The sequence below is a fragment of the Acidovorax sp. sic0104 genome (assembly GCF_019219095.1).
In the GTDB taxonomy this organism is placed as follows: Bacteria; Pseudomonadota; Gammaproteobacteria; order Burkholderiales; family Burkholderiaceae_C; genus Acidovorax.
This window is the reverse complement of the sequence record NZ_JAHUWH010000003.1, coordinates 358,677-372,344: the sequence shown is the minus strand read 5'-3', so window position 1 is coordinate 372,344 and position 13,668 is coordinate 358,677. Positions and strand designations below refer to the sequence as shown.

The 13,668-nt window shown below is 64.5% G+C and carries 13 protein-coding genes; 6 read left to right on the top strand and 7 right to left on the bottom strand.

What is annotated here, in order from left to right:
* Window positions 1-632: 632 nt before the first annotated feature.
* The gene (locus KW835_RS08200; protein ID WP_218381847.1) at window positions 633-2,408 is read left to right on the top strand and encodes a methyl-accepting chemotaxis protein; all 1,776 of its coding nucleotides are present in this window, start codon (window positions 633-635) and stop codon (window positions 2,406-2,408) included.
* 63 nt (window positions 2,409-2,471) lie between these two features.
* Here KW835_RS08200 and KW835_RS08195 read toward each other — a convergent pair whose 3' ends face one another.
* Window positions 2,472-3,746 (bottom strand): GNAT family N-acetyltransferase, encoded by a 1,275-nt coding sequence (locus KW835_RS08195; RefSeq protein WP_218381846.1) that lies wholly within the window; start codon window positions 3,744-3,746, stop codon window positions 2,472-2,474.
* A gap of 92 nt (window positions 3,747-3,838) precedes the next feature.
* On the opposite strand from KW835_RS08195, the gene KW835_RS08190 reads away from it, so the two are divergent.
* Window positions 3,839-5,497, top strand: a complete 1,659-nt coding sequence (locus tag KW835_RS08190; protein ID WP_218381845.1) for an NAD+ synthase — start codon at window positions 3,839-3,841, stop codon at window positions 5,495-5,497.
* Window positions 5,498-5,556: 59 nt separating this feature from the next.
* Complete coding sequence (locus tag KW835_RS08185) at window positions 5,557-5,895, top strand: P-II family nitrogen regulator (protein ID WP_124514797.1); 339 nt, start codon at window positions 5,557-5,559, stop codon at window positions 5,893-5,895.
* A 119-nt stretch (window positions 5,896-6,014) separates the two neighbouring features.
* Here the strand turns inward: KW835_RS08185 and KW835_RS08180 are convergent, their stop codons facing one another.
* Genes KW835_RS08180 through KW835_RS08155 form a run of 6 tightly spaced genes read right to left on the bottom strand, consistent with a single transcriptional unit; the run spans window position 6,015 to window position 9,605 of the window.
* Window positions 6,015-6,623, bottom strand: coding sequence for a TIGR00730 family Rossman fold protein (locus KW835_RS08180; RefSeq protein WP_218381844.1), 609 nt, complete (start codon window positions 6,621-6,623; stop codon window positions 6,015-6,017).
* Entirely contained in the window at window positions 6,616-7,029 is a 414-nt protein-coding gene (locus tag KW835_RS08175; protein WP_370633599.1) for a diacylglycerol kinase, read from the bottom strand. The genes KW835_RS08180 and KW835_RS08175 overlap by 8 nt, the downstream gene beginning before the upstream one ends.
* Window positions 7,030-7,086: 57 nt before the next feature.
* Entirely contained in the window at window positions 7,087-7,638 is a 552-nt protein-coding gene (locus KW835_RS08170; RefSeq protein ID WP_218381843.1) for an RDD family protein, read from the bottom strand.
* A gap of 37 nt (window positions 7,639-7,675) precedes the next feature.
* Entirely contained in the window at window positions 7,676-8,557 is an 882-nt protein-coding gene (locus tag KW835_RS08165; protein ID WP_218381842.1) for a DUF3106 domain-containing protein, read from the bottom strand.
* A 29-nt stretch (window positions 8,558-8,586) separates the two neighbouring features.
* Window positions 8,587-9,039, bottom strand: a complete 453-nt coding sequence (locus tag KW835_RS08160; protein ID WP_218381841.1) for a DUF3619 family protein — start codon at window positions 9,037-9,039, stop codon at window positions 8,587-8,589.
* Window positions 9,036-9,605 (bottom strand): RNA polymerase sigma factor, encoded by a 570-nt coding sequence (locus KW835_RS08155; RefSeq protein WP_218381840.1) that lies wholly within the window; start codon window positions 9,603-9,605, stop codon window positions 9,036-9,038. The genes KW835_RS08160 and KW835_RS08155 overlap by 4 nt, the downstream gene beginning before the upstream one ends.
* 293 nt (window positions 9,606-9,898) lie before the next feature.
* On the opposite strand from KW835_RS08155, the gene KW835_RS08150 reads away from it, so the two are divergent.
* From KW835_RS08150 to ilvC, 3 genes are all read left to right on the top strand, one after another.
* On the top strand, window positions 9,899-11,701 hold the full coding sequence (locus KW835_RS08150; protein WP_218381839.1) for an acetolactate synthase 3 catalytic subunit: 1,803 nt from the start codon (window positions 9,899-9,901) through the stop codon (window positions 11,699-11,701).
* 145 nt (window positions 11,702-11,846) lie between these two features.
* A complete protein-coding gene (gene ilvN, locus KW835_RS08145) occupies window positions 11,847-12,338 on the top strand; it encodes an acetolactate synthase small subunit (protein ID WP_015013659.1) in 492 nt (163 codons plus the stop codon).
* Window positions 12,339-12,396: 58 nt separating this feature from the next.
* Window positions 12,397-13,413, top strand: coding sequence for a ketol-acid reductoisomerase (gene ilvC, locus KW835_RS08140; RefSeq protein ID WP_056067358.1), 1,017 nt, complete (start codon window positions 12,397-12,399; stop codon window positions 13,411-13,413).
* The last annotated feature ends 255 nt before the right edge of the window (window positions 13,414-13,668 follow it).

Genomic DNA, 13,668 nt, shown 5'->3' with positions numbered 1-13,668 from the left:
AGGCGCCTGCAGCCAGCCTGCCAGCGCCCAGGCTGGCGCCCAAAGCAGGACCGAGGCCGGCGGCAGCACCGGCGCGGGCACCTGCGCCGGCAGCGGGCGGGGACGATGACTGGGAGAGCTTCTGAGGAGGGGCGGATTTCCGGGAATGCAACCCAGAATGGCTGTAGCCGCTGGCAGGATGGACGGATATTGCTATCAAGTTAGAAGCAAAATCGTGCGGCAAGAGTTTGTTGAGGCACGCCTTCTCCGCGGGGGCGATGCGCGCTGTCAACCCCGATTCAGCGCTTGAAAAGCGAGCAGCTGGACAGCTGTAATTGTTTTCAAACGTAACTAAATTCGGTATGCTGAGAGGCAACAGCCTCAGCGATAAGCCCCCGTGCATGCAGCATGGGCTCCGGCGCGATGGTCTGTTTTCCCTTGCATGCGTCGGTATTTCGCCAGGAGTTCTCTCATGGTTCGTGGCTGTGACTTGGATGGATGCCCTCCCTTCCGCTCGCGCCCGTCTTGCCTGGCATGGCCCATGCCTTTCCTTTTCCTGAACTGCTGCTGCACCTCGCCCGCCCCCGGCGGAGCGCGGTGATCCAGCGCGGTTGATCGGCTTTTCCCCATACCCCCACTTCAGGAGCTTTGCCATGAGCCAATTCAAGATATCCACGCGCCTTGCCGGCTTGCTCGCGGCGCTGTGCCTGCTGGTGCTGCTGGTGGGCGCGGCGGGGCTGTTCGGCATGGGGCAGTCCAACGCCGGGCTCAAGTCGGTGTACGACGATCGGGTGGTGCCCCTCAAACAGATCAAGCAGGTGGCGGACATGTACGCCGTCAACGTGGTCGATACCGCGCACAAAGTGCGCGATGGCGCCATGACTCCCGCGCAGGGACTGCAGTCGGTGGCCGATGCGCGCAAGGCCATCGAGTCGAACTGGAAGGCCTACCTGGCCACGCAACTGGTGCCTGAGGAAGTGCAACTGGTCGAGAAGTTCAAACCCCTGCAAGCCAGAGCCGAGTCGGCGGTCGATGTGCTCAATGGGCATTTGCGCTCGGGGGACATCGCCGCGCTCACGGCCTATGCGGCCAAGGAGATGTATCCGGCCATGGATCCGCTGCAGGATGTGCTGGGCAAGCTCATGGACGTGCAGCTCGATCGCGCGAAGGCCGAGTACGACAACGCGGATGCCAGTTTCAAGACAGTCCGCGCGATGTCGCTCACGGCTGTGGTGTTGGGTATCCTTCTGGCAGTGCTGATGGGTGGCGCGATGATCCGGCAGATCTCGCGCTCTTTGGACAACGCGGTGCAGATCACCGACTCAGTGGCGCAGGGTGACCTCACAGTGCCGATCAGGGCCCACGGCAAGGATGAGATCGCACAGTTGCTCGGCGGCCTGACGGCCATGCGCGACAACCTGGCGCATGTCGTTTCGGGCGTGCGGGGCAACGCGCAGGGCGTGGCATCGGCCAGCGCGGAGATCGCCTCGGGGAACAATGACCTGTCGATCCGCACGGAGCAGCAGGCCAGCGCGCTGCAGGAGACGGCCGCGTCGATGGAAGAGCTCAGCTCCACGGTGAAGCAAAACGCCGACAACGCGCGACAGGCCAATCAACTGGCGGTGAGCGCTTCGACGGTGGCGGGTCAGGGGGGCGAGGTGGTGGCCGAAGTGGTGGAGACCATGAAGGGCATCAACGACAGCAGCAAGAAGATTGCGGACATCATCAGCGTGATCGACGGGATAGCGTTCCAGACGAACATCCTGGCGCTCAATGCGGCGGTGGAGGCGGCGCGTGCGGGCGAGCAGGGCCGGGGCTTTGCGGTGGTCGCCGGCGAGGTGCGCAGCCTGGCCGGGCGCAGCGCAGAGGCGGCCAAGGAGATCAAGGCGCTGATCAACGCGAGTGTGGAGCGGGTGGAGCAGGGCTCGATGCTGGTGGACAAGGCAGGCGTGACGATGACGGAGGTGGTGTCGTCGATCCGCCGCGTGACGGACATCATGGGCGAGATCAGCGCGGCCAGCAGCGAGCAAAGCGCGGGCGTGTCGCAGGTGGGCGAGGCGGTGACGCAGATGGACCAGGTCACACAGCAGAACGCGGCGCTGGTCGAGGAAATGGCCGCCGCTGCGGGTAGCCTGAGCCACCAGGCGCAGGCATTGGTGGGCGCGGTGGCCGTGTTCAAGCTCGCCTCCGATCCGTCGCACGGGGCGAACGTGTCCGCCCCGGTGGCCGCGCCGCCGAAGGCGCCGGCCGTGGCAGCCCGGCCTGTGGCACGTCCTGCATCGGCCGTACGGCCCGTCTCCGCAGGGCTGACCAAGGCCAAGTCGGCACCCACCGAGGCTCGGGTGCCTGCCATCGCCGCGAGCAAGACCAAGGCCGCCGCGCCCCAGCCCGTACCGGCTGGCGCAGAGGATGACTGGGAGAGTTTTTGAAGGGGCCGGTCGCGGGCTGCTGGCGTTGGCCCCATCGACGGCTTCGGCGGGGAGCCTGACCGCTCAGGCTCCGGTGGGGGTGAGGGGGCCGGTTTTCCTGAACGGACTGCGTTCCTGCAGCTCGTCCAGGTAGTGCTGCACGCCCTCGCTCTCGCGGGCCAGAAAGCGCTCCACGGCGTCGGCGAAAGCGGGGTGCGCAAGCCAGTGCGCGCTGGTGGCCTGCACCGGCAGCAGCGCGCGGGCCATCTTGTGCTCGCCCTGAGCGCCGCCTTCAAAACGCTGCACGCCGTGTTCAATGCACCACTGCAGCGGCTGGTAGTAGCAGGCCTCGAAGTGCAGGCAGTCCACACGCTCCAGGGCGCCCCAGTAGCGGCCATAGGCCGCGAGTGGTGATGCATTTTTCAAGTCTTTTGGCGCACTGGCTATTGATGCATCTACGCTGATTGCTATCAAACTGCTAGCAATTGGGCGCCCGTCGCGCTCGGCGATGAACAGCAGCCACGCCTGCGGCAGGTGCGCGGCCATGCGGGCGAAGAAGTCGCGCGTGAGGTAAGGCGGGTTGCCGTGCTCCAGGTAGGTGCGTTCGTAGCAGCGGTAGAAAAAATCCCAATCGGCTTCGCTGATGCCGGTGCCGCGCGACCAGCGAAAGCGCACGCCGGCATCGGCCACGCGGCGGCGCTCCTGGCGGATCTTCTTGCGCTTGTCCTGCGCCAGGGTGGACAGGAAGTCGTCGAAGCTGGTGTAGCGCCGCGCCTGGCTGCCTGTGTCTGTGCCTGTGTCCACGTCCAGAGTGCGTGGGGCTTCGTTCGTCCAGTGGAACTGCACCGTGCGGCGCAACATCAGCTCCTGCTGCGTGCCGGCCGCGATGTCGTCGTCGCTGGCAAAGAGCATGTGCACGGACGACACGTTTTCCTCTTCGCACCACTGACACACGGCCTGCAGCAGCAGTGCCCGCGTCGCCTCGTCGCGTGCCAGCAGGCGGGCACCCGGTACGGGCGTGAAGGGCACGGCAATGACCGCCTTGGGGTAGTAGGGCACGCCGTGCTGTTCGTAGGCGCTGGCCCAGGCCCAGTCGAAGACGTATTCGCCGTACGAGTGGTTCTTGAGGTACAGCGGGCAGGCGGCCACCAGGATGTCGTCCTCCCACAGCGTCATGAAGCGCGGCGCCCAGCCGGTGCGGGGCGTGGCGCTGCCGCTTTCGTGCAGCGCGGCCAGGTATTCGTGCCGCAGAAACGGGGTGGGGTGGCTCTGGCATGCCAGCAGCCCATTCCAGGCGGCGGCGTCCACGTCGAGCGGAGACGCAATGACGCGGGCGATAATGGCAGCTTCCTCAGCCATGCACTCTCCCGTGTTGCCCGCCGCAGCCCGGGGCTGCATGGGCGGTATCCAACCCGGCCAAAAGGGCCGATAAAAGGGCCGACTCCAGTTCCATGACGCTCTCCATTTGCACTGCGCAGCTCAACTTTGTCGTGGGCGACATGCCCGGGAATGCGCAGAAGATCATTGCCGCTGCGCGCGAGGCCTACGCCCAGGGGGCGCGGCTGTTGCTCACGCCCGAGCTGGCCATCTGCGGCTATGCGGCCGAAGACCTGTTCCTGCGCCCTGCCTTCATCGCGGCCTGTGATGATGCCGTGAAAACCGTGGCCCGCGAGACCGCAGGGTTGAAGGGCCTGGCCATCGTGCTGGGCCACCCACAGGCCGTGGCGTCCGACGCGCCGGCCTTCAGCGCCTGCCGCAACGCGGCCAGCGTGGTGCGGGATGGGCGCATCGAGCAGACCTACGCCAAGCGCGAATTGCCCAACTACCAGGTGTTTGATGAGCGCCGCTACTTTGTCGCCGGCACGCAGACCTGCGTGTTCGAGGTAGAAGGCGTTCGGTTGGGCGTGCTGGTTTGCGAGGACGCCTGGTTCCCCGCCCCCGCGCGCGATGCAGCCGCGGCCGGTGCGCAATTGCTGGTGGTCATCAACGCGTCGCCCTTTCATCTGGGCAAGAGCGCCGAGCGCGAGGCCACCATGCGCGAGCGCGTGGCTGAAACCGGCCTGCCCCTGGTCTATGCCCACTTGGTGGGCGGGCAGGACGAGGTGGTGTTCGAAGGCCGCTCGTTCGCGCTGAATGCAGACGGCTCGGTGGCGGGGCGGGGCCCGGGTTTTGAGGAAAAACTGGTGTTTGTGCGCGTCCATCAAGCGCAGTCAGCTATCAAAATTGAAGCGGACATTGCTCCCGAAAAAAGCCTGGAGGCCGACCTGTGGGACGCCCTGGTGCTGGGCGTGCGCGACTACGTGGGCAAGAACGGGTTTCCGGGCGCGCTGCTGGGGCTGTCGGGCGGCATCGACTCGGCCCTGGTGCTGGCGATTGCCGTGGATGCGCTGGGCGCCGGCAAGGTGCGCACGGTGATGATGCCGTCGCCCTACACGGCCGACATCAGCTGGATCGATGCGCGCGACATGGCCACCCGCATGGGCGTGCGCTACGACGAGATCTCCATCAAGCCGCAGTTCGAGGCCTTCAAGGCCGCGCTGGCCACCGACTTTGCCGGCCTGCCCGAAGACACCACCGAGGAGAACCTGCAGGCGCGCATCCGCGGTACGCTGCTCATGGCCCTGTCCAACAAGTTCGGCTCCATCGTGCTCACCACCGGCAACAAGAGCGAGATGTCCACCGGCTACTGCACGCTGTACGGCGACATGGCGGGCGGGTTTGCAGTGATCAAGGACGTCGCCAAGACGCGGGTATTTGACCTGGCGCGCTGGCGCAATGCCAACGACCCCTATCGCACGGGCGCCAACCCGATCCCCGAGCGCATCATCACCCGCCCGCCCAGCGCCGAGTTGCGGCCGGATCAGAAGGACCAGGACAGTCTGCCGCCGTACGAGGTGCTCGATGCCATCGTGGCGCGCTACATGGAGAACGACGAGCCCATCGAATCCATCATCGCCAGCGGCTTTGCGCGCGCCGATGTGGAGCGCGTGACGCGCCTGATCAAGCTCAACGAGTACAAGCGCCGCCAGGCGCCCGTGGGGATAAGGGTGACACGCCGCAGCTTCGGCAAGGACTGGCGTTACCCTATCACCAGCAAATTCAGGGCGTAGCGCTTTCTTGGCGCTGTGCCTTCGCCCCTATTTTTTTATATCCCTTCAGGAGACCCGCCATGAAAATGATCACCGCCGTCATCAAGCCCTTCAAGCTCGAAGAAGTCCGCGAAGCCCTGGCTGAATGCGGCGTGACCGGCCTTACCGTGACCGAGGTGAAGGGCTTCGGCCGCCAGAAGGGCCACACCGAGCTGTACCGCGGCGCGGAGTACGTGGTGGATTTCCTGCCCAAGGTGAAGGTCGAGGTGGTGGTCAAGTCCGAGGACGTGGACCGCTGCGTGGATGCCATCGTCAACGTGGCGCGCACGGGCAAGATCGGAGACGGCAAGATCTTCGTGACTGCGGTGGAGCGGGTGGTGCGCATCCGTACGGGCGATCTGGACGACGCGGCTGTGTAATTTCCTCCCCCTGAGGCGCTACGCGCCTTCCCCCAGAGGGGGACGCCACCGGTGGCCTGGCAGAGCCAGTTCCACGGTGGCACTGGCCTCGGCGGTGCCAGTTTTTGCCGCCGTCGCTGTCAGATCACCGAACGCAGCGGGATCTGGCGGGCATTGGTGCCGGCTTGTTCGACCAGTGTCTGCAATAGGGCTGGCGCGTCGATATTGGCGTGCAGCAGGCCCATCTGCCATTCGCCCATGAAGCCGCTGGCCACGCTGTGGTTCAGAAAGCCCATCAGTGCGTCGTAGTAGCCCGCCACGTTGAGCAGGCCCAGCGGCTTGTCGTGGTAGCCCAATTGGCGCCAGGTCCACACCTCGAACAGTTCCTCGAAAGTGCCGATGCCGCCGGGCAGCGCGATGAATGCGTCGCTGCGCTCGGCCATCATTGCCTTGCGCTCATGCATGGTCTGCACGATGTGCAGTTCGTCGCACAGGCGGTTGGCCAGTTCCTTGTCCACCAGGGCCTGTGGAATCACGCCCACCACGCGGCCGCCTGCCAGCCGCGTGGCCTCTGCCACCGTGCCCATGAGTCCGCTGCGGCCCCCGCCATACACGAGCTGGCCGCCATGGCGGCCAATCCAGCTGCCAACGGCCTTGGCGGCATCGGCGAAGGCGGGGTTCTCGCCGGGGCGCGAACCGCAGTAGACACAGACGGAGAAGGCAACGGAAGCAGCAGCGGATTCAGACATTGAAAAACCTCTGGAAAAGGGCCGCAGCCCAGATGCCAACGCACAGGAGCAGGGCCAGGAGGACCGCTGCGCTGCCCATGTCCTTGGCGCGCTTGGACAGGTCGTGCCACTCGGGGCCGATGCGGTCGATGGCGGTCTCGATGCCCGTGTTGAGCAACTCGACGATCATGACGATCAGCACGGAGCCCGCAAGCAGCGCCACCTCCACCCAGCTGCGCCCGAGCCACAGCGACAGCGGCAGCAGCACGGCCGCGGCGATGGCCTCCTGGCGGAAGGCTTTCTCGCCCCAGCCGGCGCGCAGGCCTTCGAGCGAGTAGCCGGCGGCGTGCCAGATGCGATTCAGGCCGGAGCGGGTTTTTTGCGGATTGACTGGGGAGGTGGACTCCGACGGCGGCTGCATGGACATCCGCGCATTGTCTCGCAGCCGCGTGACAGCTTGCGCCGTCGAGTGCGGCACAAGCAGCTATTTTTTCGGAAGCTCGAAATGCACCAGGCGCGTGCCCGCCAGCGCGTCGTGCCAGAACTGGCGCTCTGGATGGAACCGGCTCAGGATGGCCCAGATCGCGACCCAACCAGCCAAAAGCACCAGCACCTCAAGCACCGGCACGCCAAACAGGTAGGCCGCCAACGGTGGCAGGAACCACACCCAACTGAGCAGATACCGCAACAGGGCGCGCGCCTGTGTGATGGGGCGGCCCGCCTTGTCGACCACGCGGATGAGCCACGTCTTCTGGGCCAGCGTCTGACCCTTGGCCCAGAACCAGGTGAAGTAGATGCCGAACACCACGAACAGGAATGCCTGCAGTGCGTGGCGGTTGTCCATGGCGTTGCGCGTCTGGCTCAGCGTGCCAAAGAGATAGCCGGCAATGAACACCACGCCGAACATCAGCATGCCCTCGTACAGCCAGCAGGCCATGCGGCGCCACAGGTTGGGCGTCACGTTGCGCAGGGGGGATCGGGTGGCGGCGATGGCCGTGTCGGCCTGGGGAGCGCTGGCGGGTGGTGAGGCGGTCATCCGGGTGAAAGCAGGCCGGCCCCTGCGGGCGGCCCGATTATTGGGGGTACAAGCCTGAATTATCGGGCGTGACGGGAGGGGCGGGTTCCGCCGGGCCGCTGCCCAGCGGAGGCAATGCGGCCGGCACCGCGACGGGCACGGACACCGGCGCTGTCTCCACTGCGCTCGAGCCAGATGCCGGCGCCGAAGGTGCGCTGGGGGCTGCGGGCGTAATAGAGAAGGGCACCGGTGCCGCCGCGCGGGGCGAATGGTCGGTCACCGGGGGAATCTTGGGTGCGTTCGGGCGGGCGGGGTTGGCGGCGGTTGCAGCCGGCACCTGTGCCAGTTTCTTGGGCGAGACGGGACGAAGCGCCGTGGCGGCGCCCTTGGGTTTGGGGAAGGCAAGGGCCGCCAGCGCCCGGCGCTCCTCTTCGGACAGCGCCTGGTAGGCCTCCCACTGCGCGCGCTTGTCGTCAGGTGCCAGACGGTTGGTCACCGCATAGTTCAGGCGCGCCTGATTGCGTTGCTGCGCACTCAGGTTCGCCCAGTCGGTCATGCGCTCGTGGAACTTGGCCTGCTCGTCCTCCGGCAGGCTGGAAAAGTTGGCCGCAAGGGCCAGCCAGCGCCGCTTCTGGGCTTCGCTGATGAGGGCCCATCGCTCAGCCAGCGGGTACAGCGCCAGTTTCTGGGGCGTAGTCAAGGTGACCCAGCCGGGGCCTGCCTCTGCCTGGGGCAGGGCGGACGCACCGTAGGGGGACGACGAGCGCGCGTTGTTGGGGCTGGCGACAGCCGCCTCTGCACCAGCCGAGAGCACGGTGCCCGGCACCATGCGCATCTGCCCCAGCACCTGGCCACCCACCGCGGCAAGCACGCCCAAGAGCGCCAAAGCCAGCACAAAGGCTGGCAGGGCGGGGGAAGCGTCAGATGGGCTTGGGTGCATGCACTACGGTGTTGGCGGTATCGAGGGGCTCAGTTCGTCTGCGAAGAGGTCTTGAGAAATTGTACGAAGCCTGGGTCGGCGTACGCTGCCGGCGGAAGATCATCGGTCAAGAGGGCGGCGTCCACTTCAGCCACATCGTTCGCGCTGCTTTCATCCTGGGCGATGTTGATCATCACCAATCCGATCACCAATGCCGTCAATGGCACCGCGGACACGAGGGCATTCCACCAGCCGCCGCGTTCGTTGCCACCCCGGCCCAGGGTGGCGGTACCGCTGGCGTCCAGCGACACCGCCGTCGCGATGCGCGCGGGCGCGACGGCCTTCTTGCGCTTGGCCAATGCCTGCACGCGCGATGCTCGCAGGCGTTCGGAGATGTCGTAGGGGAGTTCCGCCGTGCCGCTGGAAAGCCGCGCGGTAACCCGTTGAGCGAAGCCGTCTGCTGCGGCCAGTGCCTCTGGCGATGGAGTCCGTACAGTGTTCATAGCTCGATTCCTTTGGCTTTCAATGCCTTGCTCAGGGTTTGTATGGCACGAAAGCAGTGCGTTTTGACACTGCCTTCCGAGCAACCCATGGCGGCTGCCGTTTCTGCTACATCCATTTCTTCCCAGTAACGCATCAGGAATGCTTCCCGTTGACGTGGTGGCAATTCGGCGATTTCCGCTTCGATTTCGCGAAAGACCTGGGCGCGGCGGGTCAGGTCTTCGGCACTCTCGGCCTGCTGGCTGTCGTCCGGCCCCGAGTACGCCTCAAGCAGATCAAAATCCATGCCATCTTCGCCGGGTCCCTCGAAGTCGCTCATGCTCGAAAACAGTGCATTGCGGGTCTTCTGGCGGCGAAACCAGTCGAGGGTGCAGTTGGAGAGGATGCGCTGATAGAGCATCGGCAGCTCTGCGGCCGGCTTGTCGCCGTAGTGCTCCGCCAGCTTGAGCATGCTGTCCTGCACGATATCAAGAGCCGCTTCCTCATTGCGCACGTGGTAGACCGAGCGCTTGAAGGCGCGCTTTTCTACGCTTTTGAGGAAATCGGAGAGTTCTTGTTCAGTGGCCAAGACAGGTCGGTCCGGGAGGATGTGGTACCGAAGTCTCCACAAAAATGTGGTTATCCGGCCCGGTAAGCCCCCGATTATCGCACCGGCAGGTGATTTTTTTGGCGCACTTCGGTTTTACATGTGTTGCAGTGCGATAATCGCCGCTGCAATTCAAAAGGCAAACGGGTCACGGTCCGGCGCGGCAATCATCCCGCCCATGTCCTTGGCCTCAAGTTCCAAGCTGGCTTCACAAGAGCGCGTGCGAGGAGCACCCAAGGTTTTTCGTCAGAGAAATTCGCAAAGGTTGATCGATCATGGAAATCTCCAAGGCTGAACTGTCCTCAGCTGCCGCTGCTTCGCAGGGCAACACGTCCCCCGTTTCCCTGGCTGCGGCCTCGCAGGACCTCATGGGGGCCGAAATCCTCATCAAATCGCTCCAGGCCGAGAACGTCCAGTACATCTGGGGCTATCCTGGCGGTGCGGTGCTGTACATCTACGACGCGCTGTACAAGCAGGACACCATCCAGCACGTGCTGGTGCGCCACGAGCAGGCCGCAGTGCATGCCGCCGACGGCTATGCCCGGGCAACCGGCGAAGTCGGCGTCGCACTTGTCACCTCGGGCCCGGGTCTGACCAACGCCGTCACCGGCATCGCCACCGCGTACATGGATTCGATCCCCATGGTGATCATCTCCGGCCAGGTGCCCACGCCCGCCATCGGGCTCGATGCCTTCCAGGAGTGCGACACCGTCGGCATCACCCGCCCCATCGTCAAGCACAACTTCCTTGTCAAGGATGCCCGCGATCTGGCGGCGACGATGAAGAAGGCATTCCACATCGCCCGCACCGGCCGCCCTGGCCCCGTGGTGGTGGATGTGCCCAAGGACGTCTCGTTCAAGAAGGTGCCCTACAGCGGCTACCCTCAGAGTGTGGAAATGCGCTCGTACAACCCAGTGCGCAAAGGTCACGGCGGCCAGATTCGCAAGGCGCTGCAACTGCTGCTGGCAGCCAAGCGTCCCTACATCTACACCGGCGGCGGCGTGCTGCTGGGCAACGCCACGAACGAGCTGCGCACGCTGGTGGACATGCTGGGCTACCCTGTCACGAACACGCTGATGGGCCTGGGCGCCTATCCGGCCAGCGACCGCAAGTTCCTGGGCATGCTGGGCATGCACGGCACCATCGAAGCCAACAACGCGATGCAGAACTGCGACGTGCTGCTGGCCGTGGGCGCGCGCTTCGACGACCGCGTGATCGGCAACCCCAAGCACTTCGCGCAGAACGACCGCAAGATCATCCATGTGGACATCGATCCGTCGAGCATCTCCAAGCGGGTGAAGGTCGACATTCCGATCGTGGGCGACGTGAAGGACGTGCTCACCGAGCTGATCTCCATGATCCGCGAGAGCAGCACCCGGCCCGATGCAGGCGCGCTGGCGGCCTGGTGGGACACGATCGAGGGCTGGCGCAAGCGCGACTGCCTCAAGTACAGCATGGGCAGCGGCGACGTGATCAAGCCCCAGTACGTGGTTGAAACGCTGTGGAACATGACCAAGGACGCTGACACCTACATCACATCCGATGTGGGCCAGCACCAGATGTGGGCCGCGCAGTACTATCGCTTCGATGAACCCCGCCGCTGGATCAACTCCGGCGGTCTGGGCACCATGGGCGTGGGCATTCCCTATGCCATGGGCATCAAGCTGGCCAAGCCGGATTCCGAGGTCTTCTGCATCACGGGCGAAGGCTCCGTGCAGATGAACATCCAGGAGCTGTCGACCTGCCTGCAGTACAACACGCCGATCAAGATCTGCTCGCTGAACAACCGCTACCTGGGCATGGTGCGCCAGTGGCAGGAGATCGAGTACTCGGGCCGCTACAGCCACAGCTACATGGACGCGCTGCCCAACTTCGTGAAGCTGGCCGAGGCCTATGGCCACGTGGGCCTGCTGATCGAGCACCCGCGTGACGTGGAGCCTGCCCTGCGTGAAGCGCGCAAGCTCAAGGATCGCACTGTGTTCCTGGACTTCCGCACCGACCCCACCGAGAACGTGTTCCCGATGGTGCAGGCCGGCAAGGGCATCACCGAGATGTTGCTGGGGTCGGAAGACCTCTAAGCATGTAATCGGCCTTCGGCGCTGGTCCGTCAAGCGCCATTAGCTATCGAATAGATAGCATTCAACCTTTTGACGAATCTATTGCCTGCCGAGCCTGCGCATTACCGTGCGCAGGGGAGGGCAGCGAAAAGAGGAATCTCTCATCATGAAGCACATCATTGCCGTTCTGCTGGAAAACGAACCCGGCGCGCTGTCGCGCGTGGTCGGTCTGTTTTCCGCCCGTGGATACAACATCGAATCGCTCACCGTGGCGCCCACCGAGGATGCATCGCTCTCGCGCATGACCATCCAGACCACCGGCTCCGACGATGTGATCGAGCAGATCACCAAGCACCTGAACCGCCTCATCGAGGTGGTCAAGGTGGTCGACCTCACCGAAGGCGCCTACACCGAGCGCGAGCTCATGATGGTGAAGGTGCGCGCTGTGGGCAAGGAGCGCGAGGAGATGAAGCGCATGGCCGACATCTTCCGAGGCCGCATCATTGACGTGACCGAGAAGAGCTACACCATCGAGCTCACCGGCGACCAGTCCAAGAACGATGCCTTCCTGCAGGCCATCGACCGCACGGCCATCCTGGAAACCGTGCGCACTGGCGCCAGCGGCATCGGCCGCGGCGAGCGGATCCTGCGCGTGTAAGACAATTCCCTGTTTTTTGATTTTTCACCCCAACAACGCATTTCAACCGGAGCGACCCATGAAAGTTTTCTACGACAAAGACACCGACCTGAGCCTGATCAAGGGCAAGACCGTGGCCATCATCGGCTACGGCTCGCAAGGCCACGCGCATGCGCAAAACCTGAACGACAGCGGCGTGAAGGTCGTGGTTGGTCTGCGCAAGGGCGGTGCATCGTGGGACAAGGTCGGCAAGGCTGGCCTGAACGTGCTGGAAGTCAACGACGCGGTCAAGGCGGCGGACGTGGTCATGATTCTGCTGCCCGATGAGGACATCGCAGCCGTGTACAAGAACAACGTGGAGCCCAACATCAAGCAAGGCGCTTCGCTGGCCTTCGCCCACGGTTTCAACGTGCACTACAACCAGGTCGTGCCCCGCGCCGACCTGGACGTGTGGATGGTCGCTCCCAAGGCCCCCGGTCACACCGTGCGCAACACCTACACCCAAGGCGGCGGCGTGCCCCACCTGGTCGCTGTGCACCAGGACAAGTCCGGCAAGGCCCGTGACCTGGCCCTGAGCTACGCTGCAGCCAACGGCGGCGGCAAGGCCGGCATCATCGAGACCAACTTCAAGGAAGAAACCGAGACCGACCTGTTCGGCGAGCAGGCCGTGCTGTGCGGCGGTGCCGTCGAGCTGATCAAGATGGGCTACGAAACCCTGGTTGAAGCCGGCTACGCCCCTGAAATGGCCTACTTCGAGTGCCTGCACGAGCTCAAGCTGATCGTGGACCTGATCTACGAAGGCGGCATTGCCAACATGAACTACTCGATCTCGAACAACGCCGAGTATGGCGAGTACGTGACGGGCCCCGAAGTGATCAACGAGCAATCGCGCGCCGCCATGCGCAATGCCTTGAAGCGCATCCAGAACGGCGACTACGCCAAGATGTTCATCCAGGAAGGTCGCCTGAACTATCCATCGATGACCGCCCGCCGTCGCAATACCGCTGACCATTCCATCGAAAAGGTCGGCGGCCAGCTGCGCGCCATGATGCCCTGGATCGCCAAGAACAAGCTGGTCGACCAAACCCGCAACTGATTCTTTTGCTGGTTGTGCCTGCTGCCACTTCTGCTGAGCAGGCCTCCAATCCAACGAAAGGCCACCTCGGTGGCCTTTTTCATTGGCGGCGCCGACAGGTGCCCAAGTGTCGCTGCCTGCCTTGCGGGGTGCAGGGGGTTGCCGGCGTTCGGGTAGCGAGATGCCGCCAGGCGCTACACTGCGAGCTTCGCCTCTTGTGCGTGCAGTGCCGGGTCTGTTTCCTCGGCGCTGGCTGAAAAAACTATAAATTCAATA

What these genes read in the sequence shown, in the direction of transcription:
- ilvC (WP_056067358.1), top strand. Translation starts at nt 12,397, where the DNA reads ATGAAAGTTTTCTACGACAAAGACACCGACCTGAGCCTGATCAAGGGC.
- ilvN (WP_015013659.1), top strand. Translation starts at nt 11,847, where the DNA reads ATGAAGCACATCATTGCCGTTCTGCTGGAAAACGAACCCGGCGCGCTG.
- KW835_RS08200 (WP_218381847.1), top strand. Translation starts at nt 633, where the DNA reads ATGAGCCAATTCAAGATATCCACGCGCCTTGCCGGCTTGCTCGCGGCG.
- KW835_RS08190 (WP_218381845.1), top strand. Translation starts at nt 3,839, where the DNA reads ATGACGCTCTCCATTTGCACTGCGCAGCTCAACTTTGTCGTGGGCGAC.
- KW835_RS08185 (WP_124514797.1), top strand. Translation starts at nt 5,557, where the DNA reads ATGAAAATGATCACCGCCGTCATCAAGCCCTTCAAGCTCGAAGAAGTC.
- KW835_RS08165 (WP_218381842.1), bottom strand. Translation starts at nt 8,557, where the DNA reads ATGCACCCAAGCCCATCTGACGCTTCCCCCGCCCTGCCAGCCTTTGTG.
- KW835_RS08150 (WP_218381839.1), top strand. Translation starts at nt 9,899, where the DNA reads ATGGAAATCTCCAAGGCTGAACTGTCCTCAGCTGCCGCTGCTTCGCAG.
- KW835_RS08170 (WP_218381843.1), bottom strand. Translation starts at nt 7,638, where the DNA reads ATGACCGCCTCACCACCCGCCAGCGCTCCCCAGGCCGACACGGCCATC.
- KW835_RS08160 (WP_218381841.1), bottom strand. Translation starts at nt 9,039, where the DNA reads ATGAACACTGTACGGACTCCATCGCCAGAGGCACTGGCCGCAGCAGAC.
- KW835_RS08195 (WP_218381846.1), bottom strand. Translation starts at nt 3,746, where the DNA reads ATGGCTGAGGAAGCTGCCATTATCGCCCGCGTCATTGCGTCTCCGCTC.
- KW835_RS08180 (WP_218381844.1), bottom strand. Translation starts at nt 6,623, where the DNA reads ATGTCTGAATCCGCTGCTGCTTCCGTTGCCTTCTCCGTCTGTGTCTAC.
- KW835_RS08175 (WP_370633599.1), bottom strand. Translation starts at nt 7,029, where the DNA reads ATGTCCATGCAGCCGCCGTCGGAGTCCACCTCCCCAGTCAATCCGCAA.